The sequence below is a fragment of the Bosea sp. NBC_00550 genome, assembly GCF_026020075.1.
GTDB lineage: Bacteria > Pseudomonadota > Alphaproteobacteria > Rhizobiales > Beijerinckiaceae > Allobosea.
Window position 1 is genome coordinate 3,540,088 of record NZ_CP102772.1, and the last position, 25,482, is coordinate 3,565,569.

The following is a 25,482-nucleotide window of genomic DNA, read 5'->3' on the forward strand; positions in this document are numbered from 1 at the left end:
CCGAGAATCTCTCGCCGGACGAGGCGCCTTTTCTTGCACGAGATGCTCGGGTCAAGCCCGAGCATGACGGCAAGTCACTCACCAAGCGATCGCCTTTTCCCCCTGCCCTTCGAGCCACGCATTAGCTCGGCTGAACGGTTTCGATCCGAAGAAGCCGCGCCTTGCCGAAAGCGGCGAGGGATGCACGCTGGCAATGACGAGATGCCGGCTCTCGTCGATCAAGTTTCGCTTGGCCTGCGCCGGGTTGCCCCACAGCAGGAAGACGACGTGCTCTTGCTCGCGCGACACCGCTGCGATGATCGCATCCGTGATCGCCCCCCAGCCCAGCGAGAGATGCGAGCCGGCCTTGCTCGCCCCCTCCCGCACCGTCAGCGCCGTGTTGAGCAGCAACACGCCCTGTTTCGCCCAGCGCGTCAGGTCGCCATCGACAGGCGCGGGTTGGCCCAGATCCTCGGCTCGCTCCTTGTAGATATTGACGAGCGAGCGCGGCAGCGGCGGCGGGCCGACATAGGAGAAGGCGAGCCCGTTGGCATGGCCCGGCGTCGGATAGGGGTCCTGCCCGAGGATGACGGCACGGACCGCATCGAGCGGCGTCAGCGCAAGCGCCGCGAAGACCCGCTCCGGCACTGGGGCCACGACATGCCCGGCCGCACGCTCGGCATCGACCGCGGCGCAGGCGCGAGCAGCGTCTCCGCCAGTAGCGAAGACCGGCAGGTCGCGCCAGCCCCTGGAAGTCCCGCTCGCCAGGAAGGCCGCGAGCGCGTCGGTGCAGCTCACTTCAGGACAGCCCTGCCCTCGACCTTGGCGTCCACCGTACCGAGCCGGCGGACATAGACCATCACCTCGTTCGCCATCAGCTTGCCGTCGGTGAGGCCGATCAGCGTCCGGCCGCGGCCGAGCGCCGTGTAGCCGTCGCCGCCTTCCAGCATGAAATTGTTGGAGGCGACCGTGTATTTGCCGGCCGGGTCAATCGGCTTGCCGTCGACCGTGACCGCAGTGACGCGCGAGCCCTGCGGCTGCTTGAGGTCGGCCTCGAAGCTGAGGCCGGACACCACGGGGAAGCGGCCGGCGCCCTGCGGCGCGTCGCGCAAACCGTTCTCGATCGCGTCCTTCACATCCTTGCCGGTGATCTCGACCATGACGGTGGCATTGCCGAAGGGCAGTTCGCTCAGCACGTCACGGCGCGTCAGCTTCTGCCCGGCGGTGTATTGCTTGTTGGCGCGGATGCCGCCGGCATTGGTGATCGCAAGCTGCGCGCCGGTCGCGGCGCGGATCGCGTCGGCGATCAGGTTGCCGATCGCCGTCTCCTGCGTGCGGATGACGCCGGTGCGGGAATCGAGCGGCGTGGCGAGCGTGGCGATATCGACGTCGAGTTCCTTCGACAGCTCCGACTCGTAGCCCTTCACGATGGCGGCGACGTCAGCGTCCGGCGTGGCCGAGCGGGAATCGTTGACGCGGAAGGTCGGCGTCCACGTCACCTGCCGCGCGGCGCCCTCGCCCCGAACGCTGACGGCGATGTCGATGGCGGTGACGTAATTGCCCTCCTCGTTCGACTCGACCATCACGACCTTGCCGTCATAGGCGATGGCGAGATCGTGGTCGTGGCCGGTGAGCACGATGTCGACCACGCGCGAGCGCACGATCTCGTAATCCGTGGCGCGGTCGGCATGGACGACGGCGACGAGGATGTCGGCGCCCTGCCCCTTCAGCGCCCTGGCCTCCCGACGCAGCGCCTCCATCGTCGAGGAGAACTTCAGATCGCCGGGATTGGAGAGCTGCGGGGTCGGATCGAAGGTCGTGCCGATGACGCCGACCTTGATGCCGCCGAGCTCGAAGATCTGCGAATCCTTGTGGTGCGCCAGGGTGTTGCCGGCGGTGTCGCGCAGGTTCGCCGCGAAGGTCGGATAGTTCTGGGCCGCGGTCAGCTTGAGGTAGTTCTCCTTGCCGAAGTCGAACTCGTGATTGCCGGGCACGAAGACGTCGATGCCCATCTTGTTCTGCATCGCGACGATATGCGCGCCCTGGTCGAAGCCCGACATCAGCGAGGGCGAGTAGCAGTCGCCGGCGTGGCAGAACAGCACCGGCACGCCCTTGGCCCGCTCGGCCTTGGCGATGCCGGCCGCGCGCGCGAAGCCGCCGCGCCCCTTGTCGTCGCTCATCTTGTAGATGTCGTTGAGCAGCAGCAGCGTGAAGCTCGGCGCCGGCTGCTGCGCCATGGCGACCGGCGCTGTTGCGGCGAGCGTCGCCGGCGCCGCCAGGACCCCGAGAGCCTTGCGGCGGGTGAGCTTCGTCATGGCGGGTGCCCTTCACGTCTTGAGAACGGCTCCAGACTAGCAAAGGTCGGGCCGCGCTGACCAGAGCGTCTCCATCGCAAGGTCAGCAGTGTCGCACCCGGGTTTTCGACAAGCTTCAAGGCTGGACGAAAGCGCGAACTCGTCTAAATCACGGGGGCAAGGAGAGCATGCGCTCATGACTGCTGACATCGCTGCGGCGCCGGGCCGCGAGGCCGCCGCCCTGCCGCCCGATCATCCCAAGGTGAAGTACGGGCGCATCGGCGTCCTCCTGATGAATCTCGGCACGCCCGAGGGCACCGGCTATTGGCCGATGCGCGCCTATCTCAAGGAATTCCTCTCCGACCAGCGCGTCATCGAGGAGCCCCGCTGGAAATGGTGGCCGATCCTCAACCTCATCATCCTGTCGACGCGCCCCGGCCGGAAGGGCAAGGATTACGCCTCGATCTGGAACAACCAGCGCAACGAGGGTCCGCTCAAGACCATCACCCGTTCGCAGACCGAGCAACTCGCTGACCGGCTGAAGCCTCTGGCGGGCGAGCGCGTCGTCTTCGATTGGGCGATGCGCTACGGCTTTCCCGATGTGCAGAGCCGGCTGAAGGCCTTGCTCGACCAAGGCTGCGACCGCATCCTGCTGGTGCCGCTCTACCCGCAATATGCCGCTCCGACCTCGGCCACCGCCTGCGACCAGGCCTTTCGCGCCCTGATGCAGATGCGCTGGCAGCCCTCGGTGCGCGTCGCCCCGCCCTACCACGACGATCCCGTCTATATCGGCGCGCTCGCCCGCTCGATGCGCGCCTCGCTGGCGAAGCTCGATTTCGAGCCGGAGGTCATCCTCTGCTCCTTCCACGGCATGCCGAAGGAGTATCTGCTCAAGGGCGACCCCTATTATTGCCAGTGCGTCAAGACCTGGCGCCTGCTGCGCGCCGAGCTCGGCCTCTCCGAAGAGCGCTTCCCGCTGACCTTCCAGTCGCGCTTCGGCCCGGATGAATGGCTGCAGCCCTATACCGACGAGACGGTGAAGGCCCTGGCGCTGGCCGGCAGGAAGTCGATGGCCATCGTCGCGCCGGGCTTCTCGGCCGATTGCCTTGAGACGCTGGAAGAGCTCGACGGCGAGAACCGCGAGATCTTCCTGCACAATGGCGGCGAGAAATTCGCTTATCTGCCCTGCCTCAACGACTCCGCCGAAGGCATCGACGTCATCGCCGAAGTCGTGCAGCGCGAATTGATGGGCTGGCTCTGAGCTAAGCTCAGGCTGCGGTTCAAAAAAGGCGCGCCGTCATTCCGGGGCAGGCCGCAGGCCTGAGCCCGGAGCCTAGAACCGATGCCGACATGAAGCCAGGCCTCAGCTCGCCCCCGCGCCTTTCGTGGAAAAGCCTTCAGTTCTGGGTTCCGGGCTCTTCGCTACGCGAAGCCCCGGAATGACGGCGCGTTACCCTGCCCCAGCAACGAAGCGCGCGACGCTCTCCGCCACCGGCCGCGCCTTCAGGATGCGGCGGTGGCCGAGCCCCTCCGTCGCCTCCAGCGTGACGAAGGGACCGGCCTCAGCCAGCGCCTGCGCATGCTGGAAACCGAGCTCGCGATCCTCCCGGTCCTGGATCACCAGCGTCCGCAAACCGATCGCCGCCAGTTGCGCCGGCCCCTCGAAAACCTCGATCGGATTGCCCGCGACGATATGGATGCGCCGCTCCAGCGCCGCCTGCCCACGGCGGCCGAGGCCGAAGGCCGTGCCGAACTGGCGAGTGATCTCGGTGATCGAGGAAGGCGCCGAGATGAGCACGAGCCGGTCGGCGCTGACCAGGGGGTGCGCCCTGACCGAGCCCGCCAGCGCCGCGAGCGCGATCGCGCCGCCGAAGGAATGGGTGACGATCGCATGCAGCGGCTCGAAGACCCGGGCCACCGCCGCGAGGCTGGCCACGCCGAGCGGGATGTTCAGCTCCCGCCCGGTCGAGGCGCCATGCCCCGGTAGATCGAAGGCGACGACGCGGAAACCCGCCGCCAGCAGCGGATCGACGAAGCCGGCCATCGAGGCCGCCTCTCCCGTCCAGCCATGGATCAGCAGAACCGTCCGCGCCGGGCCGGTCGTTTCAGGCTCGAAGACATAGGCCTGCACGCTGCCGCAAGGGAATGGAATGGCGCGCTGGGCAGCGTGCTGCAGCTTGATGCTGGCGGCGGACGCAGCCGGCTTGCCGTTTCCGCTTCGCCTCGGCGGCCTTGGCGGGGTACAGAATAATCGGAAAGCCAGTCGACCGGCTGCCGAAGGAGCCACGAAGCTCGCGGCCAGGACCAGCGGGCGCATGTAACGGAGCGCGGAAGCGGCCATGGGAACGTCTCGATTTTGTTCAACGATGAACAAGTATGTTCAGCCATGAACAAAAAGCAAGACCTTTCCACTGCGACACAAGCGCAGCTCCTGCCCTGGGACCTTCCGCGCTTCCGCAACTGGCTCGCCGTCGCCCGCGTGCACAGCGTCTGGGAGAAGGTGTTCACCGAAGCGCTGGCGCCGCTGGACATCCAGCTCGCGCATTACGACGTGCTGGCCAACATCTTCCATACGCCGGGCCTGACCCAGCAGGCCCTCGCCGAAAAGCTCCTGGTCGGGCGCAGCGCGATGAGCATGCTGCTGCCCGTGCTGGAGCGGCGCGGCCTGATCGAACGACGCAACGACGAAGCCGACCGGCGTCTGCGCCGGCTCTGGCTGACAGCGCAGGGCGAGGCGTTGACGCGCAAGGCCATGGCGATCCATGTCGCCGAGATCGAGGCCATGATGACGGTGCTGAGCGACGACGAGTGCAGCGCCGTTGGTGAGTCGATGCGCCGTGTCGCCAAGGCTCTCGAGGCCCGCACCGTCGCGGGCCGCTGACCGGCTGAACCTCGACGGACGTGAAACCGAAGCCCCGGTCAGAGCGCGAGGATCACGCCTGCGACGGCATCCAGCGCCGCCTCCGCATCGGAGCAGGCCAGCGCGCCGTCGACGGTGGGCGCGCCGTCCAGCAGGAAGACCGGCCGCTTGAACTGCAAGGCGAAGGCGATCTCGGACAACGTGCCGTAGCCGCCTCCGATCGCGACGAGGCAGCAGGCCGCCCGGGCGATCAGGGCATTCCGCGCCACGCCGATGCCGGTCGCGAGGGGAACGGTGACATAAGGGTTGGCCGCCTCGGGCTCGTCATCGGGAAGCAGACCGATCGACAGCCCGCCCGCCTGCGCGACGCCGCGGCAGACCTCTTCCATCACGCCGGAGCGGCCACCGCAGAGCACGGTGACGCCATGCTCCGCGAGCAGCCGGCCCATCCTCTCCGCCGCAACGGATTGGGAAGGGGTCGGCGTGCGCGTCCCGATCACGGCGACGGGCGTGCGCAGCGGCGTCCCACTTTCGCGTTGCAGCCAGCGCAAGGCGCGGGCAGCCGAGACCGGCTCTCCGCCCCGGCTATCCGCCGCGTCGCGCCATTGCCGCATGGCCAGGTCGAACGCCCGGCCATCAGCATCGCGCAGCCGCCCACCCTCGATATCGAGGCGCAGTTGCGGAAGCTGCAGCACCGGCTCAGGCCGGCTTTTCTTCGCCGAAGGCCGAGATGCCGCCATGCTTGGCCGACCAGCTCGCCGGATCGTTCAGGAAGCTCTCGACCTCGGCGAGCACCTTCGGCTCGAAATGGCCGCTGTCCTTCGCGACCGCCAGCACATCCCACCACGTCGTGAGATAGTGCAGGTTGATGCCGATCTCGGTCATCAGCTCGCGGCTCTTCGGGAAGATGTCGTAGTAGAACAGCACGAAGCAGTGCTGGACGTCGGCGCCCGCATTGCGCAGGGCCTCGCAGAAATTCACCTTGCTGCGCCCGTCCGTCGCGAGATCCTCGACCAGAAGCGTGCGCGCGCCCTCGACGACAGAGCCCTCGATCTGGGCGTTGCGGCCGAAGCCCTTCGGCTTCTTGCGGACATACTGCATCGGCAGCGAAAGACGGTCGGAAATCCAGGCCGCGAAGGGGATGCCCGCCGTCTCGCCGCCTGCGATGGTGTCGAGCGACTCGTAGCCGATGTCGCGCACGATCGTGGTGGCGGCGAAATCGATCAGCGTCGAGCGCAGGCGCGGATAGGAGATGATCTTGCGGCAGTCGATATAGACCGGGCTCGCCCAGCCCGAGGTGAAGAAGAACGGCTTGTCGCTGTAGAAATGGACCGCCTTGATCTCGAGCAGCATCTTGGCCGCTTCGCGCGCGATCACGGTCCTGTCGGTGGGGGTGAACAGGTTGGGCATGGCGCGGTCTCTCCAGGCTGAGCGACGCCGCTCGCCGGGGACGGCAAGGGCGCAGGGGCAGGTCGAATTGGCAAACGGCCCCTTCTGATCGCCCGCGCCCGGCAGGTCAATCCCCGCGCCGTCATTTCCACCGCGACGCGCGAGGCGGCGCCTTTCTTCCTCGGTGGCCAGGAAATGCGGGCCCGAGCGCCGCGGCTCGGACGGCGAACGACGCGGCTTGAACAGCCATTTCCGGACACATCCACAGGCAGAAACCGTATCGATCGTTGCGCCGGCTCCGGCAGCGTGACAAGGCGGGCCGGTATCGCAAATTTGCGCGCGCCCCGACTTGGGCATGCGACTCGGCATCGCTTCGGCGTAACGGGAACGAGAGGCTGAAGTCATGAACGATCGTCTGGTGGCATCTGCGGCTGCACCATCGGCGCCGATCAGCGTCGACTCTAAAGCTCGCAAGGCGCTGTGGGGCGCGGCCATCGGTTATGCGATGGACGGCTTCGATCTCCTGATCCTCGGCTTCATGCTCCGGGCGATCTCGGCCGATCTCCAGCTCAGCCAGGCACAGGCCGCCTCGCTGGTGACGGCGACGTTGATCGGCGCCGTGCTCGGCGGCATCGGCTTCGGCATGCTCTCGGACCGCATCGGCCGCGTCCGCGTGTTGACCTGGACCATCGTGCTCTTCGCCGTCTTCACCGGGATGTGCGCGCTGGCCCAGGGCTATTGGGACCTGCTGGTCTACCGCACCATCGCCGGCCTCGGCCTCGGCGGCGAGTTCGGCATCGGCATGGCCCTGGTCGCCGAGGCCTGGCCGGCCTCGAAACGGGCGCGCGCCTCGTCCTATGTCGGCCTCGGCTGGCAGGTCGGCGTGCTCGCCGCCGCCATCGCCACGCCGATCCTGCTGCCGACGATCGGCTGGCGCGGCATGTTCGCCATCGGCATCCTGCCGGCAGTCGCCGCCTATTTCATCCGCCATTCCCTGCACGAGCCCGAGGTCTTCGTCGCCCGCAGCAAGGACCGCCCGAAGGAATCGGCGCTGCGCCTGCTGGTCAAGGACTGGGAGACCACCAAGCTCAGCCTCGGCATGGTCGTCCTCTGCTCGGTCCAGAACTTCGGCTATTATGGCGTGATGATCTGGTTGCCGAATTATCTGGCGACCCGCTTCGGCTTCGCGCTCACCCAATCGGCGGTGTGGACGGCCGTCACCATCGCCGGCATGGCGCTCGGCATCTTCGCCTTCGGCCATATCGCCGACCGCATCGGCCGGCGCCCGGCCTTCTTCGGCTACATGCTCGGCGCGGCCGTGATGGTCGTCGTCTATTCGCGCCTGACCGACCCGATGCAGCTCCTGGTCGCGGGTGCGGTGATGGGCTTCTTCGTCAATGGCATGCTCGGCGGCTACGGCGCGCTGATCAGCGAGCTCTTTCCGACATCCGCTCGTGCCACGGCCCAGAACGTCCTGTTCAACATCGGTCGCGGCGTCGGCGGCTTCGGGCCCGTCGTCGTCGGCGCCATCGCTGCGGCCTACGGCTTTCAGACCGCGATCGCGCTGCTGGCGACCCTCTATCTGCTCGACATCGTCGCCATGTGGTTCCTGATTCCGGAGCGACGTGGCGAGGAACTGCAGTAGGCGTTGGCCTCACATTTGGAGACCTGGCAGGCCAAGGCGGGCAAGTTGGCTTCGCCTCAATAATACATTTGTGTCATCAAACATTCATTTGTATGATCCATGGCAAAACTGCTGCCCCGCACGTCACGGAGGCAGTGCGTTGCCCGCTCGGGCAGCGTGTTCCGGAGGGAAGCCATGCAGCGGGTCGTGCAGATTTCCGACACCCATCTCAGCCCGGCCAAGCAGCATTTCGCCTGCAACTGGGAGCCGCTGACAACGTGGCTGACAGCGCAAGCGCCTGATCTCGTCATCCACACCGGCGATGTGACGGTCGACGGCGCGGATGTCGAAGAGGACATGCGCCATTGCCGCGCGCTGCTCGATACGCTTGGCGTGCCGGTGCTCAGCATTCCCGGCAACCACGATGTCGGCGAGGCCCATCACCCGCACCAGCCGGTCAACGACCGGAGGCTCGCCCGCTGGCGCGACCATATCGGCGAGGACTTCTGGGTTCATGACCTCGAAAGCTGGCGGCTGATCGGCCTCAACTCCATGCTGTTCGGCAGCGACGAGGCGGAGGAGCAGCGCCAGCTCGCCTGGCTCGACCGCCAGATTGCCGAGGCCCGGGGACGCAGGCTCGGCTGGTTCCTGCATCGCCCGCTCTTCGTAGCAGCGCCGGATGAGGGCGACCGGGGCTATTGGAGCGTGCCGCCGCAGCCGCGCGCGCATCTGCTCGATCTCGTTCGTCGCCATGACGTCGCCTTCGTCGCCAGCGGCCATCTGCACCGCGCCCATGATTTCACGGTCGAAGGCACGCGTTACATCTGGGGACCTTCCTCCGGCTTCGTCGTCGGCCCGGAGCTGCAGCCCGGCATGGCCGGAACGACCACCCTCGGCGCAGTCTCCTATGATTTCGACGGCCGGGATTTCTCCGCCGAGATTCACGAGATCGCCGCGCTGAAGACGCTCTGGATCGATGATGTGATCCAGGAGGTCTACCCGCCGCGCGCCGCCTGACGCTCCGCCCGGCCGCCTGCAGCGGCCGAGCAAGACACGCCCACCGAAGAGCCCTCAGGGCCCCAAAAGAGGCGAAACGAGATGGCCAAAGTCGCACTGTCCTCCATCGCGAAATCCTTCGGCTCGACGAAGGTTCTCGGCGGCGTCGATCTCGACATCGCCGATGGCGAGTTCCTGACGCTGGTCGGCCCCTCCGGCTGCGGGAAATCGACCCTGATCCGGATCATCGCCGGGCTCGAGCATCAGGACGGCGGCAGCGTCGCCATCGGCGGCAATCGCGTCGATCATCTGCGGCCGCATGAGCGGCGCGTGGCGATGGTGTTCCAGTCCTATGCGCTCTATCCGCATATGAGCGTGCGGGCGAACATCGCGCTGCCGCTGACGATGTCGCGGCTGAAGCTCAGGCAGCGCCTGCCGCTCCTCAAATGGCTGTCGCCGCGGCGGCGCGAGGTCATGCGCGGCATCGAGGCCGATGTCGGGGCGGTCGCGGCGCAGCTCCAGCTCGAGCACCTGCTCGACCGCAAGCCGGCGCAGCTTTCCGGCGGCCAGCGCCAGCGTGTCGCGCTCGGCCGCGCGATGGTGCGCAGCCCCGACGTCTTCCTGATGGACGAGCCGCTTTCCAATCTCGACGCCAAGCTACGCGTCCATATGCGCACCGAGCTGGCCGAGCTGCACAAGCGGCTGGGCGCCACCTTCATCTACGTCACCCACGACCAGGTCGAGGCGATGACGATGTCGGATCGCGTCGCCATGATGGATTCGGGCTCGATCCTGCAGCTCGGCACGCCCTCGCAGCTCTATGAGAAACCGGCCTCGCTGAAGGTCGCGCAATTCATCGGCAGCCCGGCGATCAACCTCCTGCCCGCGACCGTCGGAACCTCCGGGCGCCTCGAGCTCTTCGGCCGGCCGATGTCGCTCGCGGTCACCGAGGCGCACGGTCAGGCGGTCACGCTCGGCATCCGCTCGGAGGCGCTGACGCTCGTCCATGGCGAGCCCGGACCTGGACGCGCGTGGTTCTCGGCGCGGCTACGACGCAAGGAGAATCTTGGCTCCGAATACATCCTGCATTTCGATCTCGCCGGGCGCGATGCCGAGGGCGTGACCATGCGCACCTCGCCCGCGATCGCAGCCGGCGTGAACGAGGCCAGCGAAGTCACGCTCGGTTTCGACGAGGCCGCGGCCCATATCTTCGGAGCCGATGGCGATCGCATCGAGCCGCGCGGCCAGGGCGTCGCCACCGGCTCCGTCATCCCGCTGAGGGCCTGAGCATGACGCTCGCCCTCGCATCCCCCGCAGACTTTGCCCCGGTCGCCCGCCGCAGGCTTCGTATCGAGCGCTTCACCGGGCTCGGCTTCGCCCTGCCGGCCTTCGTCCTGCTTTTGCTGACCATCCTGATCCCGCTCGCGGTCCTGCTGCTGCTCAGCCTCACGAACTACGAATTCGGCGGCGTCGACATGGATTGGGTCGGCCTCGCCAACTTCCAGAAGGCGCTGGCCGATCCGATCATCCGGCGCTCGCTCGTCAACACGCTGCTCTATGTCGCGATCGTCGTGCCCGGCGGGGTGTTCGGTGCCTTGCTGATCGCGGTGCTCGTGCATCGGCGCCATCGCAGCCGCTCCTTCTACGAGGTGATCTACTTCCTGCCGGTGACCTCGACCCTGATCGCCATGGCGACCGTCTGGCAGTTCCTGCTCCATCCCTCGCTCGGCCCGGTCAACGGCTTGCTGAAATGGCTGGGCTTCAGTCCGGTCGCCTTCCTCAGCGAGCCCTCGACGGCGCTGGCGACGCTCGCCGTGATCGGGATCTGGCAGTTGCTCGGCTTCAACATGATCCTGTTCCTCGCCGGGCTGACCGCGATCCCGCGCGATCTCTACGAAGCCGCCGATATCGACGGCTGCTCCAGCGGCATCGACCGCTTCCTGACCATCACCTGGCCGCTGCTCGGCCCGACGACGATGTTCGTGCTGGTCACCACGATGATCACGGCGTTCAAGATCTTCGACACGGTGGCGGTGATGACGCGCGGCGGTCCGGTCGGCTCGACCGAGGTGCTGCTCTACAACATCTATCTCGAAGGCTTTCAGTACTTCCACACCGGCTACGCCGCAGCGCTGACCTTCATCTTCCTCGCCTTCATCCTCGTCTTCTCGGCCGCGCAGACCTTCGCCCTCGACAAGAAGGTGCATTACTGATGGCCGATCTCACGCTCGCTGCCGCCGCCCCGGTCACGCCCGCCCATTCGGTGCTGCGTCGCTTCCTCTCGCTCGTGCTGATCCATGGCGTCCTGATCGCCGGGGCGATCTTCATGCTGGCGCCCTTCATCTGGATGCTGGTGACCTCGATCAAGCCGCCGGCCGAGATCTTCAACGCCGAGATCTCGCTCTGGCCGAAGCAGTTCTACGGCATCCAGAATTACGGCTTCGCCCTGGAGAAAGCGCCGCTGCTGCGCTTCGCGCTGAACGGCGTCATCCTCTGCGGCGGCATCCTGATCGTGCAGCTCCTGGTCGCCATCCCCTGCGCCTACGCGCTGGCGAAGCTGAACTTCCCCGGCCGCAACGCGCTGTTCGTGCTGGTGCTGCTCGGGCTCTGCATCCCCGTGCAGGTGCCGGCGATGCCGCTCTATATCGCGCTCGCCCAGCTCGGCCTGCTCAACACCTATTTCTCGATGATGGTGCCGTTCTTCCTCTCGGTCTTCGCCATCTTCCTGTTCCGCCAGTTCTTTCGCAGCTTCCCCGACGATATCATCAACGCCGCCCGGCTCGACGGCATGAGCGAGTTCGAGATCGTCTGGCGCATCGTGACGCCGAGCGCTTGGCCCGCCATCGCCGCCTTCTCGGTATTCTCGGCGGTGGCGCACTGGAACGACCTCTACTGGCCGCTGATCGTCATCTCCGACACCAGGCTCGCGCCGCCGCCGCTCGGCATGATGTTCTTCGCCGATGCCGAGACCGGATCGAACTACGGCGCGCTCACGGCGGCGGCGACGATCCTCACCGCCCCGCTCGTCATCGCCTTCCTCGTCGCCAGGCGCCGGTTCATCGACGGCATCACCATGACCGGGGTGAAGTAGCCGGCGCCGCATGACCCGGCCGCGCCCCCCCGCAAGACGTTCAGGCCTGAAGCATCGTCCAACCCCGACAGCACCGCTGTCATGCCAAGGAGATCACGCATGAAACCTCTCGGCAAAGCATTTGCCGCGGCAGCACTCGCCCTCCTCGCCTCGACGGCGGCCAGGGCCGAGCAAGTCCCGCTCGACGTGCTCTACGCCTTCCCGGCCTTCGCCAAGTTCCACGAGCCGATCGCCGCGGAATTCATGAAGAAGAACCCGGACATCAAGATCAATTTCCGGGCGCCTGCGGCGAGCTATGACGAGGGGCATCAGGCGATGCTGCGTCAGTCCGTCACCAACCAATTGCCGGACGTCTATTATTCAGGCTTCCACCTGCTGACCGAGCTGGTCGAATCCCTCGACAAGCGCAAACAGATCGTCGATCTCGGCCCCCTGCTCAAGGCCGAGCCGGAAGCCTGGCGCAAGGCCAACTACTCCGACGCGCTGCTCTCGCTCGGCCAGGTCGCCGGCAAGCAGGCCGGCCTCGCCTTCAATGCCTCGACGCCGCTGATGTATTTCAACGCCGAGCTGGTGAAGAAGGCCGGCGGCGATCCCGAGAAGATGCCGGACAACTGGGCCGATCTCGTCGCGCTCGCCAAGAAGATCCGCAGCGGCGACACCGCCGGCCTCGCCTACAACATCCATGACTGGCCGGATGACTGGCTCTGGCGCGGCATCATCCTGCAGGGCGGGCATTCCATGCTGTCGGCCGACGGCAAGAAGGTCGCCTTCGGCGGCGATGTCGGCGAGAAGACGCTGGCGACGCTGCGCAGCTTCGTCACGGAAGGCGGCATGCCGCTGATCGACTGGGACCAGTCGCGCCAGCAGTTCATCGCCGGCAAGATCGGCATCTTCTTCGACACCCCCGCCCGCCTGCGCCAGGTCACCGACCTGATCGGCGACCGCTTCACGCTGAAGACCGCGCTCTTCCCGGTCGACGACAAGGCCAAGGGCAAGCTGCCGACGGGCGGCAACGCCGCGCTGATCACCGCCAAGGACGCTGCCAAGCAGAAGGCGGCCTGGGAGTTCATCAAGTTCGTGACCGGGCCGGAAGCCCAGAAGATCGTGGTCGAGACCGCCGGCTACATGCCGACCAATCTGCGCGCCGGCGAGGATGCGTTCCTCGGCCCGTTCTACAAGGAGAACGCCAATTTCCGCACGATCAACGGCCAGGTCTCCCGCGCTGCGCCGTGGGAAGGCTATCCGGGCGGCAATTCGGTGCGCATCTGGCGCCAGCAGCGCGAGGTCGTCGCCGGCGTGATGCGTGGCGAGATCCAGCCCAAGGCCGGCATCGAGCGCATCGTCTCCGAGACCGAAGCCCTGATGAAGTGAACCGCGATTTCGGCTGATGATACGACCGCTCGGCTTCGGGCCGGGCGGTCACGCTCTCTTCCATATGCGGGACGCCTTCCGATGATCATCGCCCAGCTCAGCGACTTCCATGCCCGGCCGCATGGCCGACCTGCCTATGGCATCGTCGATACCAATGCAGCGATCCGGGAGGCCATCGACGCCGTGCTGGCGATGGAACCCCGGCCGGATTGCGTGCTGGTGACGGGCGACCTGTCGGATTGCGGCCTGGCGGAGGAATACGGCATCGTTCCCGAGCAGCTCGCCCGGTTGCCGATGCCGGTCTATGTCGTGCCCGGCAATCACGATCGGCGGGAAAGCTTCGCGGCGGAGCTCGGGCAGGACCTTCCCTATCTGCCGAAGAGCGGCTTCCTGCACTACACGGTCGAGGACTTTCCGGTCCGGCTGATCGGGCTCGACACCGTGATCGCCGGCGAGGATGGCGGCGAGATCTGCGCCGAGCGCGAAGCCTGGCTGGCCGAGCGCCTCGCCGAGGGCCAGGGGCGCCCGACCCTGATCTTCATGCACCATCCGCCCTTCGCCGTCGGCGTCGACGGCATGGACATCATGCCCTGCCGCGTCTCGCCCGGCTTCGTCGACTTGATCGCCCGCCACCCGGAGATCGAGCGCGTGCTCTGCGGGCATTATCACCGGCCGATCCAGCTGCGCTTCGCCGGCACGATCGGCTATGTCGTGCCGGGAACGGCCCATCAGGTTGCGCTGGACCTGCGCGCCGGCACCGAGAACATGTTCGTCATGGAGCCGCCCGCCATCGCTATCCATGTCTGGAAGCCCGAGACGGGCGTCGTCAGCCATCTCCAGCCGATCGGGGATTACGGCCCGCGCCGGCCCTTCCTGCTCGACCCCGCCTATCCCGGCAAGCAGCAGGCGGCTCCGGCAGATGCCTGACACCCGCCTTCTCTCATTGCTGGATGAAGCCGGCGCCCTCGCGCGGCAGGCGGGCGAGTTGCTCGTCCGGATGCAAGGCGAACAGCTCGCCATCAGCCGCAAGGAATTCCGGGATGTCGTCACCGCCGCGGACCTCGCCGCCGAACGACTGGTCATCGACGGCCTGACGCGATTGACGCCGGAGGCCGCGATCCTGTCGGAGGAAGCCGGCTTCTCCGGTGCACACGACGCGCCGCGCTGGATCGTCGACCCGCTCGACGGCACGGTGAATTACGCCAGCGGCCTGCCCTGGTTTTCCGTGACCATGGCCTATCAGGAACAGGGGCGCACCCTGCTCGGCCTGACGCATGCGCCGCTCGCCGGCCTCGTAGCGCGCTATGTCGAGGGCGGCCCGGCAACCGTCAACGAACGCCCGGTCGCGGTCTCCGGAACGACGAGCCTCGCCGACGCCGTCATCTCGATCTGCCTGACCTCGCATTATTCGCCCGAGGATTCGGAACGGACCTGCGCCGTGATCCGGCGGCTGGCAGGGCTGTGCCGCGGCGTGCGGGTGATCGTCTCCGGGGGCTTGGAGATGTCGCTGGTGGCGGCGGGCCAGCTCGATGCCTTCATCGGGCTCAAGGCCGACATCGTCTCGCACGCCGCCGCCATGCCGCTGGTTCGCGCAGCGGGCGGCAGGGTGACGACGGTTGCGGGCATCGATTCACGCGACGAAGACCTGGAGAAGATCGTCTCGAACGGCTTGATCCACGAGGAGCTTCTGGAGGCGATCCGAAGCGCCTGACCGAAACCCTCGGCCCACGGTCTGGCCGGGTCTCGCGCGAACCCTGCAGCTTCAGCCCCGATGCAGCGCCAGCGCTGCTGCGGCGGCGTCTTCATCCGTGATCAGGACCGAGGCCAGTCTCGCCCGCAGCGCCGCCGCGATCACCGCGGCCTTGTTCTTGCCGCCGGAGGCCAGGATCACGGTGGGAATGCGGCGCAGCCCCTCAAGCGGCAGTGCGATGGCCCGGCGGTTGATCGAATGGTCGATCGGATCGCCGCGGCTGTCGATGAATTGCCCGAGCATGTCCCCGACGGCGCCATGCTCCGCCAGTTCGGCCGGGCTGACGTCGCGCGGAAGCCCGTAGCGCACGAGAAACGAGCGCTCGCTCAGGTCGCCGGCGCTGAGGATGGCGACATCGGTGGCCCGGATGCGCGCGAAAGCGGCTTCGAACACGTCCTGCGCCAGGATGGTGTCGCGCGATTGCGGCGTGCCCGCATAGATCGGCGCCGCGAGGTAATGGCATTCCGCCTGCCAGAGCTGGGCGAAGCGGCCGGCGATCTCGAAGGTGTTGAGCTCGATGCCGTAGGTCAGCCCGCCCATCATCGAGCTGACCGTGAGATCTCGGTACTGTCCGGCCCTGACATGCCGGGTCGTCTCGCGCAGGGTCCCGCCCCAGCCGACGCCGACGATGCCGGAAGGCTTCTCCTCGACGATGCGCGAAAGGACTTCGCCCGCAGCCTTGCCGATCTGCGCCGCGACTTGCTCGACATCATCGGGAGCGGGCAAGACGATCGCCTCCTTGAGACCGAAGGTCTCGACCAGGGCGTGCTCCAGCCGCACGCAGCTTTCCAGCCGCGAATTGATCGTGATGTTGACGAGGCCGCTGCTGCGCGCCTCGACCAGCAGGCGGTTGACCCTGAGCCGCGTCATCTTCAGGCGAGCGGCGATCTCCGCCTGGGTCAGGCCCTCCCTGTAATAGAGCCAGGCTGCTCTGACCTGGGTCTGCGAATCCTCCGGCATCACGGCATCCTGATCGGCTGTCCGCGGCATGCGAACACAACCAATGTAACTATGATTGATACATCTGTTGCAACGTCGCGGCACCCGGACTTGCCATTCACGGCGCATGCCCGATCCGCCTTCCGGCTCCGCGGGCGCCAGAAAGCATAACACCGGCTTATAGCTGCTCCCAAACAAAGCATATGAAGAATGGAAGGCGACGCTTTAAGGCTGGGCATGGTCCAACAATCAAGGGTCCGCCTTGGCAAAAGCCACGCTCGAATGCGACGCATCGGCCTTCGCGGGCCTGGCTTGAGACCCATCGGGCGATCCGCAACCATCATCTGATCGGGGAACGCCTCGTGCCACGTCTCGTCACCGTCGCTGCCGCTCAACTGGGTCCGATTCAACGGGCCGAAAGCCGCAGGCAAGTCGTCGACCGGATGGTCGCGCTGATGGAAGCGGCCAAGGCGCAGGGCGCGACCTTCATCGTCTATCCCGAGCTGGCGCTGACGACCTTCTTCCCGCGCTGGTACAGCGAGGACCGCGCCGAGGCCGATCACTGGTTCGAGCGTGCGATGCCGGGTGCGGAGACGCAGCCGCTCTTCGACAAGGCGAAGCAGCTGGGGCTGGCCATGAGCTTCGGTTATGCCGAGCTCACCCCGGAGGGGCGCCACTTCAACAGCTCGATCCTGGTCGACCGGACGGGGCGCATCGTCGGCAAATACCGGAAGATCCATCTGCCGGGCCATGTCGAATTCGATCCGGAGCGGGCGCATCAGCATCTCGAGAAGCGCTATTTCGAGCCCGGCGATCTCGGCTTCCCCGTCTGGGAGTTCGAGGGCGGTCTGTTCGGCATGGCGATCTGCAACGACCGGCGCTGGCCGGAGACCTACCGGGTCATGGGGTTGCAGGGCGTCGAGATGGTCGTGCTCGGCTACAACACCCCGTCAGTCAACTCGCAATCCCCGAACGAGACGGCGGCCGATCGCCTCTTCCACCACCGCCTGTCGGTGCAGGCCGGCGCCTATCAGAACTCGACCTGGGTCGTGGCCGTCGCCAAGGCCGGTAGCGAGGATGGTCACCATCTCTTCGGCGGCACGCTGATCGCGGCGCCCGACGGCAAGATCGTCGGCGAGCTCACTCATGAGGAGGACGGCGTGCTCGTCCATGCCTGCGACCTCGACGACACCCGTTTCGGCAAGGCGACGATCTTCGATTTCGCCCGCCATCGCCGCGTCGAGCACTATGGCCTGCTCACCGAGCGCACCGGCGTCGGCGCCCCGCTCGGAAAGCCGGAGGGCGCCTGAGCGCCCTCCTTGGCCGCGTTAGCGGAACGGGTCGAACGGCGTCGGAAACCGCCCCGTCGGCACGATCTCGGCATAGGGGCCGCGCGCCAGCAATTGCCCTTGCCCCGGCTGCGCCAGCACGCGCTTGCCGTCGAAGACGAGGCGGCCACGCTGGTAGGTGGCGGCCGGATAGCCCTGCAGCTCCATGCCTTCATAGGGCGTGTAATCGCTGCCGTGATGCTGCATGTCGTTGGTGAGCGTGACGCGGCGGTTCGGATCGAACAGCACGATATCGGCGTCCGCCCCGACGGCGATGGCGCCCTTGCGCGGCGCCAGCCCGAAACGCCGGGCCGGATTGGTCGCGACGAGGTCGACGAAGCGGCGCAGGTCGATGCGGCCCTTTGCAACGCCCTCCGAATAGAGAATGGGCAACCGGGCCGCGAGACCGGGCACACCGTTCGGGATCTTGTTGAAGGGCGCGTTCTCGCCGTGCTGCTTCTTGCCGCGCGGATCGTCGTAGCACAGCGGCGAATGGTCGGACGAGACGATGTCGATGACGCCGTCGCGCAGGAACTGCCAGAGCGCCTCGCGATCGGCGCCCGAGCGCAGCGCCGGCGAGATCATGAATTTCGCGCCCTCGAAGCCCGGCCTGTCCATGTCGGCCTCGTCCAGTACGAGATACTGCGTGCAGGTCTCGGCCCAGGCCTTCTGCCCGCGCATTTGGGCCCGCTTGACCTCCTCGCCCGATTGCGCGCCCGAAACATGGAAGATCTGGATCGGCGTATCCAGCGCCTCGGCCAGTGCCAGGATGCGATGCGTCGCCTCGCGCTCGACCACCATGGGCTTCGCCCAGGCGAGATGGCGTGGCGCCGTCAGGCCGGCGGCCAGCAGCGCCTGCGTCAGCCAGCCGATCAGTTCGTGATGCTCGGCATGCACGCAGACGAGCGCACCGGCACGGCGCGCGGCGGCGAGCGTCTGCAGGATCTGCGCATCGTCGAGGCGGTTGCTGTCATAGGTCATGAAGATCTTGACCGAGCGGTGCCCCGCCTCGACCAGCGCCGGCAGCTCGCGCTCCAGCACCTCCGGCGTCGGGTCGTTGACCAGCAGATGAAAGGCATGGTCGATCCGCGCCTGCTTCGCCTTCTCGGCATAGGCGACGACCGCACCGGCCAGCGAGCCGCCGCGGATTTGCGGCGCATGGCAGACGACCGTGGTCGTCCCGCCCGCTGCGGCCGAGGCCGTGCCGCTGTCGAAACCATCGGCGATCTCCGCCCCCGACGAGAACGGCTGGTCGAGATGGACGTGGGCATCGACGCCGCCAGGCAGGACGAGCAGATCCCGCGCGTCCACCTCGTCCCGGCCGCGCGGCAACCCCGCGCCGATCGCGGCGATGACGCCATCGGCAATGCCGATATCGAACGGCCCGATATAGGAAGCGGTCACCGCGGTTCCACCGCGGATGACGAGATCGAAATCGCTCATGGTCTTACTCCCGGGGCGGCCGGGCCATCGAGGCGATGGCAGCTCACAGCACGCGAAACGGCGACGAGGTCAGGATGAAAACGGAATTGCGCGTTGCGCTCGGCGACAGACTGTTCGGCATCGAGCGACCCTGGGGCGCCCTGCCCTCGACGCCGGGCCGGATCACCGATCTCGCAATCGACGAGGCCGGCTTCGTGCATGTCCTGCTGCGCCGCGACAGCGCCGTCGATCAGGAGGGGCCTTGCGTCGTTACGCTCGCGGCCGATGGCAGCTTTCGCCGGAGCTGGGGCGAGGCACTCTGCCTCGATGCCCACAAGATCGCGGCGATACCCGGCGGCGGCCTCGCCATCGTCGATCGCGATGCGCATCGCATCCTGTTCTGCGATGTCGAAGGCCAGGTGCGGCGACAGATCGGCGAGAGCCGCCGTCCTGGCCAGCCCTTCAACCATCCCAGCGACATCGCCTTCGCGCCCGATGGGGGCTTCTACGTCGCGGACCGCTATGGCAATGGCCGCATCCATCGCTTCGACGCCGATGGCGCCCCGATCACGAGCTGGGGCTCGGTCGGCACGGCACCGGGCGCCTTCCTGACGCCGCACGGCATCTGCGTGCTCAGCGACGGGCGCGTCATCGTCGCCGATCGCGAGAACAGCCGCGTACAGAGCTTCACGGCGGACGGTGAATTGCTGGCGGTATGGGACGCCTTCCTGCGTCCCCAGGATGTCGTCGCCGATGCGGAAGACCGGATTCATGTCTGCGATTCGATCCCGACGCTGAGCCTGCTCTCGGCGGATGGCACCCTGCTCGGCCGCTGCCGCCCGGTCCTCAACGGCGCCCATGGCCTCTGGCTCGGGCCGTCCGGCGACATCTTCCTCGCCGAGACCAACCCGAACCGCATCACGCGCCTCTTCCCCGTCGCGCCCTGACGCTTGCTGCGTTCTAAGAGAAGCGCCCGTCATCCCGGACGGAGCGAAGCGGCGAGCCGGGATCCATGCCTGAACCTTTATCGAGAGCGTTCTGGCATGGATCCCGGGTCAAGCCCGGGATGACCGCGTGGTTCCGTACAAAGCAGCAAGCTCGGCCAGGGTCGGTTTCACCTCACGCAGCCGACATGGCCGTGCGGTTCTGCAGGCGCGAGACCAGCCGCACGAAGGGCCAGAACATCAGGAAGTAGACGATCGCCACCGCGATCAGTGGCGTCGGATTGTAGAGCAGGCCCTGGGCGAGCTGGGCCGAGCGTAGCAGTTCCTGCAGGGCGACGGCCGAGGCGATCGAGGTCTGCTTCACCAGCTCGACCGTGTTGCTGATCAGGTCCGGCAGCACGTTGCGCGTACCCTGCGGCACCACGACATGGACCATGCTCTGGTACCAGCTCAGGCCGGTCGAGCGCGCCGCCTCGCGCTGGCCCTTCGGCACGGATTCGATGCCGGCGCGGAAGATCTCGGCGAAGTAGCTGGAGCCGTTCAGCGTCAGCGCCAGCACGGCCGCCGTGAATTCGTTGAGCTTCAGGCCGAGGAAAGGCAGGCCGAAGAAGATGAAGATCAGCAGCACCAGCGGCGGGATGGCGCGCATCACATCGACATAGGCGATCAGCAGGAAGCGCAGCAGCTTGCTCGGCACGTCCTGCGCCATGGCGATGGCGATGCCTGAGAGTACCGAGAGCGGCACGGCGACCACGGCCAGTGCCAGCGTCATCCAGAAGCCCTGCAGCAGCAGGGGCCAGACTTGGCGGAGGACGTCGAAGTTGAAGAAGGTCGTGACGAGCTCGTCCATCATGACCTCGGATGCGCGTAGACATGTTCCAGCCAGCGCGTGAAGCGCACGAAGGGCAGGAACAGCAGCAGGAAGAGCAGCGCGCCAACGGTCAGCGCGGTCGGATTGGCGACGTTGGACTGGATGCTCGAGGTCACGTTGAGCAGTTCGGGCACGGCCACGACCGAGCCCAGCGTGGTGCCCTTGCTGATGCCGATGGCGCGGTTGGTCAGCGGCGGGATCGACATCCGCACCACCTGCGGCAGGATGATGTAGGCGAGCGTCTGGGTGAAGCCGAGGCCCGTCGAGCGCCCCGCTTCCCACTGCCCCTTCGAGACCGCGTTGATGCCGGCCCAGAAGATCTCCTCGGCAAAGGCCGAGAGCACGATCGCGAGCGCCAGCACCGTCGCCGTGAAGGGCTCCAGCACCAGCCCGAAATAGGGCAGCGCGAAATAGGCCAGCACGATCAGCACGAGCTGCGGGATCGAGCGGAAGAAATCGATATAGAAGATGATCAGCCAGTTCAGCGGCCGGATGCCGTAAAGCCGCAGCACCGCCAGCGCGAGACCGAGCGGGATGCCGATCAGCACCGTCAGGATCGACATTTCGACGGTGATGAGGAAGCCGCGCAGGATGTCGGGCCAATAGGCCGACAACAGCCCGAAATCGAAGAAGTAGCGGACGATCTGGTCCATGGGTGCCCGTCAGCCGTGCGAGCGCATCACGAAATCGCGGATGCGCTGGTGCTGCGGGTTGATCAGGATGTCCTGGGGCGTGCCCTCGGCCAGGATCGCGCCATGGTCCATGAAGACGACGCGGTCGGCGACATCGCGCGCGAACTTCATCTCATGCGTCACCACGATCATGGTCATGCCCATCTCCTTGGTGCGGACCATGACGTTGAGCACTTCGCCCACGAGCTCGGGATCGAGCGCCGAGGTCGGTTCGTCGAAGAGCATGACCTGCGGCTCGAGCGCCATGGCGCGGGCGATGCCGACGCGCTGCTGCTGGCCGCCGGACAGCTCGGCCGGATAGGCATCGGCCTTGTGGGCGAGGCCGACGACCTCGAGATGGTGCCGTGCCTTGCGCTCCGCCTCCTCCTTGCTCAAGCCCACGACCTTGCGCAGCGCCAGCATCACGTTCCCCAGCGCCGTCTTGTGCGGATAGAGGTGGATGCCCTGGAAGACCATGCCGATCCGGCGGCGCAGGAGGTTGAGGTCCACCTTCGGACCGGTGATCTCCTGCCCGCCGACACGGATCGCGCCCGCCGTCGGTTCCTCCAGCCGGTTGATGCAGCGCAGGCAGGTGCTCTTGCCCGAACCGGAGGAGCCGACGATCACGACGGCCTCGCCCTTGCCGACCTTGAGATCGACACCGCACAAGACCTCGACATTGCCGAAGCTCTTGCGCAGCCCCTCGATCGAAACGATCGTCTCGGGCGGCGCGGCCGTCATGGCGGGCTGCGAGGTCACTTGCAGGCGGCCTTGTGCTCGGTCGTGTCGTAGCCTTCGAAGCCCGGCGCACCCGTGCCCGGATAGACCGTCGCGGTCGACGAGGCCGTCTCCGGCTTCACGCCGAACCATTTCTCATGGATCTTGGCCAGCGTCCCGTCGGTCTTGATGCATTCCAGCGCGACCTCGACCTGGGCGCGGAAAGCGGCATCCTCCTTGCGGAAGGCGATGCCGAAATTGCGGCCGCCGTCGAGCACGAAGGGCACTTCCGCCATCGGCGTCTGCGTCGCGACATAGCGTGAGACCGGCGCATCGGCGACATTGGCGAAGGCACGGCCGATCATGACCGCCTGCACGGCGTCTGCGTTCTTGTTGTAGCGCTGGATCGTGTAGCCGTACTTCGCCTCGTTGTCGGTCAGCCACTTGTCCGAGATCGAGCCGTTGTTGACGGACAGGGCCTTGCCCTTCAGGTCGTCGAGATTGGCGATCTTGCCGCCCTTCTTGACGAGGAAGCCGAGGCCCGTCGGCATATAGGGCTCGCTGAACAGCATCTGCGCGGCGCGCTCGGGCGTGATGTTGGTCGGCGCCGGGATCATCTCGTAGCGCTTGGAGAACAGCCCGGCGAAGATCGCCGAGAAGTTCGAATCCGTCACCTCGACGCCCGGGCGGCCGAGCTTCTCGGCCAGCGCCACCGACATGTCGTAGGTGAAGCCGGTGGTCTCGCCCGTCGGCGTCTTGAAGCAGAACGGCGCGAAGCCGAGATCGCAGGCCACCTTCAGCTTCTCGTTCTGCGGATGGTCGGCATCGTCAGCCATGGCCGGCATGGCGATGAGCGCGGCCAGCGCCACGCCCCTGATGGCGGCGCGCGCCATCCTGATCGAATTCAGCTTCATGCTTCCCGCTCCCGTTGTGCGACGGCCATGCCGCGATCGTTGCGCCCCTGTTCTTGCAACAATCCGGCCACGTCTGGAGCGAAGCTAACAGGGCGAAATCATGCCCTGCCAATCATTTGTTGTCGGGTTTCCATAACATGATGTTAAGCGCTTTCGATCGTGTCCGCCTCCTTGTCCTTCGGCGGGGGCGGCACCAATCCGCGCAGGATATCGACGAAAGCGTTCGCCGTCCGCGAGAGCGGCTCGAAGCGCGGTGTCAGCAGATGCGCGCGCACCCGCGTCTTGGGTGCGAGCGGGCGTGAGACCAGCTCCGGCCAGGTGCGCCCGCGCAGCACGAACTCGTCGACGACCGCGATGCCGGCCCCGGCCCGCACCATGGCGCAGGCAACCGGCGTGAAGCGCACGACGGTGCTGATCCGCAGCGGCGCCGATTTCAGCGCGAGCGCGCGCCCGACGACATCGCCATAGGGCGTCTGCGGCCCGAAGCCGATCAGCGGATAGGGCGCGAGATCGGCCGGCCGGATGACGCGCAGCCGCGCGAGCACGTGATCGCGCGGCATGATGACCATCAGGCGCCCTTCGGTCAGGATTTCCATGTCGAGCGTGGGCTCGTCGATCGGCAGGATGGAGACGCCAAGATCGGCCCGGCCGCTGACGATCTTGGCGAGGATCTCGAGCAGCGTCAGCACCTCGAATTCGACGCGCAGATCCGGGAAGCGCTCGCGCAGCCGGGCGATCGCGTCGGGCACCAGCGCCTGCCCGACGCTCGGGCTCGCGACGATGCGCACCGAGCCCGTGCCGCGCTCGCGCAGTTCCTCGGCCAGCTCGTTGACCCGGACCACGCCCTGATGGACCAGGTCGACCTCCTGGAACAGTCGGCGGGCCTCCGGGGTCGGCTGCACCCGGCCGCGCACGCGCTCGAACAGGCGCAGCGCCAACCTGTCCTCGGTATAGGCCAGCAGGCGGCTGATCGCCGGCTGCGAGACCGCAAGCAGCCGGGCCGCGCCACTGATCGAGCCGGTGATCATGATCGCCCGGAAGACTTCGATCTGCCTGAGGTTGAGGCGCATGGCGATAACATCCGATTATGGTCTGCCGCATAATAAGCATGATTCATTTCGCGCAATAGCGCTCTAAGCTCGGCCCGCGCCGGCAACGACCGGCAATGTCACGGGGACGAGGCCGGCCGATGAGACGCTTTCTGACGACGAGGGATGTCGAGGCCGCGGTTGCCGGCGGTTCGGTCTTCGCGGCGGGTGGTGGCGGCTGGGCCGATCACGGCCGCATGCTCGGCACCGCCGCGGTCAACACCGGCAAGCCCGAACTCGTCACCATGGACGAGATCCCCGACGACGCGATCATCGCGACGGCCGCCGCCATCGGCGCTCCCGCCGGCACGACCGAATGGGAGATGTGGGGCATCGACTACGTCAAGGCCGTCCAGCTGCTGCAGGAGGCGCTGGGCAAGCCGATCTACGGCCTGATCATCGGCCAGAACGGCATGTCGAGCACGCTGAACGCCTGGCTGCCCAGCGCCATCCTCGGCGTCAAGGTGGTCGACGCGGTCGGCGACATCCGCGCCCATCCCACCGGCGACATGGGGTCGATCGGCCTCGCCAACAGCCCGGAAGCGACGATCCAGGTCGCCGTCGGCGGCAATCGCGCCAAGAACCAGTATATCGAGCTGGTGACGCGCGGCGCCACGGCCAAGGTTTCGCCGATCCTGCGGACGGCCTCGGACATGTCGGGCGGCTTCATCGCCTCCTGCCGCAACCCGGTCTCGGCCGCCTATGTCCGCAAGAACGCGGCGCTCGGCGGCATCTCGATGGCGCTGGCACTGGGCGAGCGCATCCTCGACGCCAAGCCGAAGGGCGGCACGGCCGTGATCGACGCGATCTGCGACCAGACCGGCGGCTCGATCATCGCGCGCGGCACAGTCGCCAAGAAGGATGTCCGCTACACCAACGAGGCCTTCGATATCGGCACGATCCAGGTCGGGACCGGCAAGGCCGCGCGCGTCATCCACGTCATGAACGAGTACATGACCGTCACCGATCTCGACGGCGCCCGCCACGCCTGTTTCCCGGATGTGATCACCACTTTCGACACCGACGGCCAGCCGGTCAGCGCCGGCCATGTCCGCGAAGGCATGGAGCTTTCGGTGCTGCGCGTGCCCAAGAGCAAGATCCCGCTGAGCTCCAGCGTGACCGATCCGAGCGTCTATCCGATCGTCGAGAAGGCGCTCGGCATGAACTTCACCGAATACGCGCTCGGCCGCGAAGACTAGTCCGCGCCCGCCCTAACGCCCCCGCAGGATCAACC

At 66.9% G+C, this 25,482-nt stretch carries 25 protein-coding genes; 13 read left to right on the forward strand and 12 right to left on the reverse strand.

Annotation, left to right across the window (positions count from 1 at the left end; translation table 11 throughout):
* Nucleotides 1-78 precede the first annotated feature (78 nt).
* Together ung and NWE53_RS16995 are read right to left on the reverse strand one after the other, a co-directional pair.
* Entirely contained in the window at nucleotides 79-777 is a 699-nt protein-coding gene (gene ung / locus NWE53_RS16990; RefSeq protein ID WP_265050555.1) for a uracil-DNA glycosylase, read from the reverse strand.
* Complete coding sequence (locus NWE53_RS16995) at nucleotides 774-2,294, reverse strand: bifunctional metallophosphatase/5'-nucleotidase (protein WP_265050556.1); 1,521 nt, start codon at nucleotides 2,292-2,294, stop codon at nucleotides 774-776. The genes ung and NWE53_RS16995 overlap by 4 nt, the downstream gene beginning before the upstream one ends.
* 175 nt (nucleotides 2,295-2,469) lie before the next feature.
* On the opposite strand from NWE53_RS16995, the gene hemH reads away from it, so the two are divergent.
* Nucleotides 2,470-3,534 carry a ferrochelatase gene (gene hemH, locus NWE53_RS17000; protein ID WP_265050557.1) on the forward strand — a complete coding sequence of 355 codons (1,065 nt, stop codon included), beginning with the start codon at nucleotides 2,470-2,472 and terminating at the stop codon, nucleotides 3,532-3,534.
* A gap of 189 nt (nucleotides 3,535-3,723) precedes the next feature.
* Here the strand turns inward: hemH and NWE53_RS17005 are convergent, their stop codons facing one another.
* Nucleotides 3,724-4,614, reverse strand: a complete 891-nt coding sequence (locus tag NWE53_RS17005) for an alpha/beta fold hydrolase (protein WP_265050558.1) — start codon at nucleotides 4,612-4,614, stop codon at nucleotides 3,724-3,726.
* A gap of 45 nt (nucleotides 4,615-4,659) precedes the next feature.
* On the opposite strand from NWE53_RS17005, the gene NWE53_RS17010 reads away from it, so the two are divergent.
* On the forward strand, nucleotides 4,660-5,154 hold the full coding sequence (locus tag NWE53_RS17010) for a MarR family winged helix-turn-helix transcriptional regulator (protein WP_265050559.1): 495 nt from the start codon (nucleotides 4,660-4,662) through the stop codon (nucleotides 5,152-5,154).
* Nucleotides 5,155-5,192: 38 nt separating this feature from the next.
* Here NWE53_RS17010 and NWE53_RS17015 read toward each other — a convergent pair whose 3' ends face one another.
* Together NWE53_RS17015 and NWE53_RS17020 are read right to left on the reverse strand one after the other, a co-directional pair.
* Nucleotides 5,193-5,828: a TIGR00725 family protein gene (locus tag NWE53_RS17015; protein WP_265050560.1), complete on the reverse strand. Its 636-nt coding sequence runs from the start codon at nucleotides 5,826-5,828 to the stop codon at nucleotides 5,193-5,195.
* A gap of 4 nt (nucleotides 5,829-5,832) precedes the next feature.
* Entirely contained in the window at nucleotides 5,833-6,543 is a 711-nt protein-coding gene (locus tag NWE53_RS17020) for an orotate phosphoribosyltransferase (protein WP_265050561.1), read from the reverse strand.
* Between the two features lie 382 nt (nucleotides 6,544-6,925).
* Here NWE53_RS17020 and NWE53_RS17025 point away from each other — a divergent pair, with 382 nt between their 5' ends.
* The 8 genes from NWE53_RS17025 (at nucleotide 6,926) to NWE53_RS17060 (ending at nucleotide 15,315) form a co-directional block, all read left to right on the forward strand.
* Nucleotides 6,926-8,167 (forward strand): MFS transporter, encoded by a 1,242-nt coding sequence (locus NWE53_RS17025; RefSeq protein WP_265050562.1) that lies wholly within the window; start codon nucleotides 6,926-6,928, stop codon nucleotides 8,165-8,167.
* Nucleotides 8,168-8,341: 174 nt separating this feature from the next.
* The gene (locus tag NWE53_RS17030; RefSeq protein ID WP_265050563.1) at nucleotides 8,342-9,163 is read left to right on the forward strand and encodes a metallophosphoesterase family protein; all 822 of its coding nucleotides are present in this window, start codon (nucleotides 8,342-8,344) and stop codon (nucleotides 9,161-9,163) included.
* Nucleotides 9,164-9,244: 81 nt separating this feature from the next.
* Nucleotides 9,245-10,429, forward strand: a complete 1,185-nt coding sequence (locus tag NWE53_RS17035) for an ABC transporter ATP-binding protein (RefSeq protein ID WP_265050564.1) — start codon at nucleotides 9,245-9,247, stop codon at nucleotides 10,427-10,429.
* Nucleotides 10,430-10,431: 2 nt separating this feature from the next.
* Entirely contained in the window at nucleotides 10,432-11,355 is a 924-nt protein-coding gene (locus tag NWE53_RS17040; protein ID WP_265050565.1) for a carbohydrate ABC transporter permease, read from the forward strand.
* Nucleotides 11,355-12,233, forward strand: coding sequence for a carbohydrate ABC transporter permease (locus tag NWE53_RS17045; RefSeq protein WP_265050566.1), 879 nt, complete (start codon nucleotides 11,355-11,357; stop codon nucleotides 12,231-12,233). Before NWE53_RS17040 ends, NWE53_RS17045 begins: the two co-directional genes overlap by 1 nt.
* Nucleotides 12,234-12,332: 99 nt before the next feature.
* Nucleotides 12,333-13,604, forward strand: coding sequence for an extracellular solute-binding protein (locus NWE53_RS17050; protein ID WP_265050567.1), 1,272 nt, complete (start codon nucleotides 12,333-12,335; stop codon nucleotides 13,602-13,604).
* Between the two features lie 81 nt (nucleotides 13,605-13,685).
* Nucleotides 13,686-14,531, forward strand: a complete 846-nt coding sequence (locus tag NWE53_RS17055; protein ID WP_265050568.1) for a phosphodiesterase — start codon at nucleotides 13,686-13,688, stop codon at nucleotides 14,529-14,531.
* Nucleotides 14,524-15,315 (forward strand): inositol monophosphatase family protein, encoded by a 792-nt coding sequence (locus NWE53_RS17060; protein ID WP_265050569.1) that lies wholly within the window; start codon nucleotides 14,524-14,526, stop codon nucleotides 15,313-15,315. The genes NWE53_RS17055 and NWE53_RS17060 overlap by 8 nt, the downstream gene beginning before the upstream one ends.
* A 51-nt stretch (nucleotides 15,316-15,366) precedes the next feature.
* Here the strand turns inward: NWE53_RS17060 and NWE53_RS17065 are convergent, their stop codons facing one another.
* Nucleotides 15,367-16,344, reverse strand: a complete 978-nt coding sequence (locus NWE53_RS17065; protein ID WP_265050570.1) for a sugar-binding transcriptional regulator — start codon at nucleotides 16,342-16,344, stop codon at nucleotides 15,367-15,369.
* Between the two features lie 311 nt (nucleotides 16,345-16,655).
* On the opposite strand from NWE53_RS17065, the gene NWE53_RS17070 reads away from it, so the two are divergent.
* Nucleotides 16,656-17,603 (forward strand): N-carbamoyl-D-amino-acid hydrolase, encoded by a 948-nt coding sequence (locus NWE53_RS17070; RefSeq protein WP_265050571.1) that lies wholly within the window; start codon nucleotides 16,656-16,658, stop codon nucleotides 17,601-17,603.
* A gap of 18 nt (nucleotides 17,604-17,621) precedes the next feature.
* Here the strand turns inward: NWE53_RS17070 and hydA are convergent, their stop codons facing one another.
* Nucleotides 17,622-19,064 (reverse strand): dihydropyrimidinase, encoded by a 1,443-nt coding sequence (gene hydA, locus NWE53_RS17075; protein ID WP_265050572.1) that lies wholly within the window; start codon nucleotides 19,062-19,064, stop codon nucleotides 17,622-17,624.
* 74 nt (nucleotides 19,065-19,138) lie between these two features.
* Here hydA and NWE53_RS17080 point away from each other — a divergent pair, with 74 nt between their 5' ends.
* Nucleotides 19,139-19,990, forward strand: coding sequence for an NHL repeat-containing protein (locus NWE53_RS17080; RefSeq protein WP_265050573.1), 852 nt, complete (start codon nucleotides 19,139-19,141; stop codon nucleotides 19,988-19,990).
* Between the two features lie 172 nt (nucleotides 19,991-20,162).
* Here NWE53_RS17080 and NWE53_RS17085 read toward each other — a convergent pair whose 3' ends face one another.
* The 5 genes from NWE53_RS17085 to NWE53_RS17105 all read right to left on the reverse strand — a co-directional run bounded on the left by NWE53_RS17085 (nucleotide 20,163) and on the right by NWE53_RS17105 (nucleotide 24,230).
* Nucleotides 20,163-20,837 carry an amino acid ABC transporter permease gene (locus NWE53_RS17085; RefSeq protein ID WP_265050574.1) on the reverse strand — a complete coding sequence of 225 codons (675 nt, stop codon included), beginning with the start codon at nucleotides 20,835-20,837 and terminating at the stop codon, nucleotides 20,163-20,165.
* Entirely contained in the window at nucleotides 20,837-21,511 is a 675-nt protein-coding gene (locus tag NWE53_RS17090) for an amino acid ABC transporter permease (protein ID WP_265050575.1), read from the reverse strand. The genes NWE53_RS17085 and NWE53_RS17090 overlap by 1 nt, the downstream gene beginning before the upstream one ends.
* 9 nt (nucleotides 21,512-21,520) lie before the next feature.
* The gene (locus NWE53_RS17095; RefSeq protein WP_265050576.1) at nucleotides 21,521-22,270 is read right to left on the reverse strand and encodes an amino acid ABC transporter ATP-binding protein; all 750 of its coding nucleotides are present in this window, start codon (nucleotides 22,268-22,270) and stop codon (nucleotides 21,521-21,523) included.
* 14 nt (nucleotides 22,271-22,284) lie between these two features.
* Entirely contained in the window at nucleotides 22,285-23,160 is an 876-nt protein-coding gene (locus NWE53_RS17100) for a substrate-binding periplasmic protein (protein WP_265050577.1), read from the reverse strand.
* A gap of 143 nt (nucleotides 23,161-23,303) precedes the next feature.
* The gene (locus NWE53_RS17105) at nucleotides 23,304-24,230 is read right to left on the reverse strand and encodes a LysR family transcriptional regulator (RefSeq protein ID WP_265050578.1); all 927 of its coding nucleotides are present in this window, start codon (nucleotides 24,228-24,230) and stop codon (nucleotides 23,304-23,306) included.
* Nucleotides 24,231-24,349: 119 nt separating this feature from the next.
* On the opposite strand from NWE53_RS17105, the gene NWE53_RS17110 reads away from it, so the two are divergent.
* The gene (locus NWE53_RS17110; protein WP_265050579.1) at nucleotides 24,350-25,447 is read left to right on the forward strand and encodes a DUF917 domain-containing protein; all 1,098 of its coding nucleotides are present in this window, start codon (nucleotides 24,350-24,352) and stop codon (nucleotides 25,445-25,447) included.
* Nucleotides 25,448-25,482: the final 35 nt, after the last annotated feature.

What these genes read in the sequence shown, in the direction of transcription:
- NWE53_RS17045 (WP_265050566.1), top strand. Translation starts at nt 11,355, where the DNA reads ATGGCCGATCTCACGCTCGCTGCCGCCGCCCCGGTCACGCCCGCCCAT.
- NWE53_RS17080 (WP_265050573.1), top strand. Translation starts at nt 19,139, where the DNA reads ATGAAAACGGAATTGCGCGTTGCGCTCGGCGACAGACTGTTCGGCATC.
- NWE53_RS17090 (WP_265050575.1), bottom strand. Translation starts at nt 21,511, where the DNA reads ATGGACCAGATCGTCCGCTACTTCTTCGATTTCGGGCTGTTGTCGGCC.
- NWE53_RS17060 (WP_265050569.1), top strand. Translation starts at nt 14,524, where the DNA reads ATGCCTGACACCCGCCTTCTCTCATTGCTGGATGAAGCCGGCGCCCTC.
- NWE53_RS17050 (WP_265050567.1), top strand. Translation starts at nt 12,333, where the DNA reads ATGAAACCTCTCGGCAAAGCATTTGCCGCGGCAGCACTCGCCCTCCTC.
- NWE53_RS17020 (WP_265050561.1), bottom strand. Translation starts at nt 6,543, where the DNA reads ATGCCCAACCTGTTCACCCCCACCGACAGGACCGTGATCGCGCGCGAA.
- NWE53_RS17035 (WP_265050564.1), top strand. Translation starts at nt 9,245, where the DNA reads ATGGCCAAAGTCGCACTGTCCTCCATCGCGAAATCCTTCGGCTCGACG.
- NWE53_RS17025 (WP_265050562.1), top strand. Translation starts at nt 6,926, where the DNA reads ATGAACGATCGTCTGGTGGCATCTGCGGCTGCACCATCGGCGCCGATC.
- NWE53_RS17040 (WP_265050565.1), top strand. Translation starts at nt 10,432, where the DNA reads ATGACGCTCGCCCTCGCATCCCCCGCAGACTTTGCCCCGGTCGCCCGC.
- hemH (WP_265050557.1), top strand. Translation starts at nt 2,470, where the DNA reads ATGACTGCTGACATCGCTGCGGCGCCGGGCCGCGAGGCCGCCGCCCTG.
- NWE53_RS17095 (WP_265050576.1), bottom strand. Translation starts at nt 22,270, where the DNA reads ATGACGGCCGCGCCGCCCGAGACGATCGTTTCGATCGAGGGGCTGCGC.
- NWE53_RS17030 (WP_265050563.1), top strand. Translation starts at nt 8,342, where the DNA reads ATGCAGCGGGTCGTGCAGATTTCCGACACCCATCTCAGCCCGGCCAAG.
- hydA (WP_265050572.1), bottom strand. Translation starts at nt 19,064, where the DNA reads ATGAGCGATTTCGATCTCGTCATCCGCGGTGGAACCGCGGTGACCGCT.
- NWE53_RS16995 (WP_265050556.1), bottom strand. Translation starts at nt 2,294, where the DNA reads ATGACGAAGCTCACCCGCCGCAAGGCTCTCGGGGTCCTGGCGGCGCCG.
- NWE53_RS17010 (WP_265050559.1), top strand. Translation starts at nt 4,660, where the DNA reads ATGAACAAAAAGCAAGACCTTTCCACTGCGACACAAGCGCAGCTCCTG.
- NWE53_RS17085 (WP_265050574.1), bottom strand. Translation starts at nt 20,837, where the DNA reads ATGGACGAGCTCGTCACGACCTTCTTCAACTTCGACGTCCTCCGCCAA.
- NWE53_RS17100 (WP_265050577.1), bottom strand. Translation starts at nt 23,160, where the DNA reads ATGAAGCTGAATTCGATCAGGATGGCGCGCGCCGCCATCAGGGGCGTG.
- NWE53_RS17055 (WP_265050568.1), top strand. Translation starts at nt 13,686, where the DNA reads ATGATCATCGCCCAGCTCAGCGACTTCCATGCCCGGCCGCATGGCCGA.
- NWE53_RS17105 (WP_265050578.1), bottom strand. Translation starts at nt 24,230, where the DNA reads ATGCGCCTCAACCTCAGGCAGATCGAAGTCTTCCGGGCGATCATGATC.
- NWE53_RS17005 (WP_265050558.1), bottom strand. Translation starts at nt 4,614, where the DNA reads ATGGCCGCTTCCGCGCTCCGTTACATGCGCCCGCTGGTCCTGGCCGCG.
- NWE53_RS17110 (WP_265050579.1), top strand. Translation starts at nt 24,350, where the DNA reads ATGAGACGCTTTCTGACGACGAGGGATGTCGAGGCCGCGGTTGCCGGC.
- NWE53_RS17065 (WP_265050570.1), bottom strand. Translation starts at nt 16,344, where the DNA reads ATGCCGCGGACAGCCGATCAGGATGCCGTGATGCCGGAGGATTCGCAG.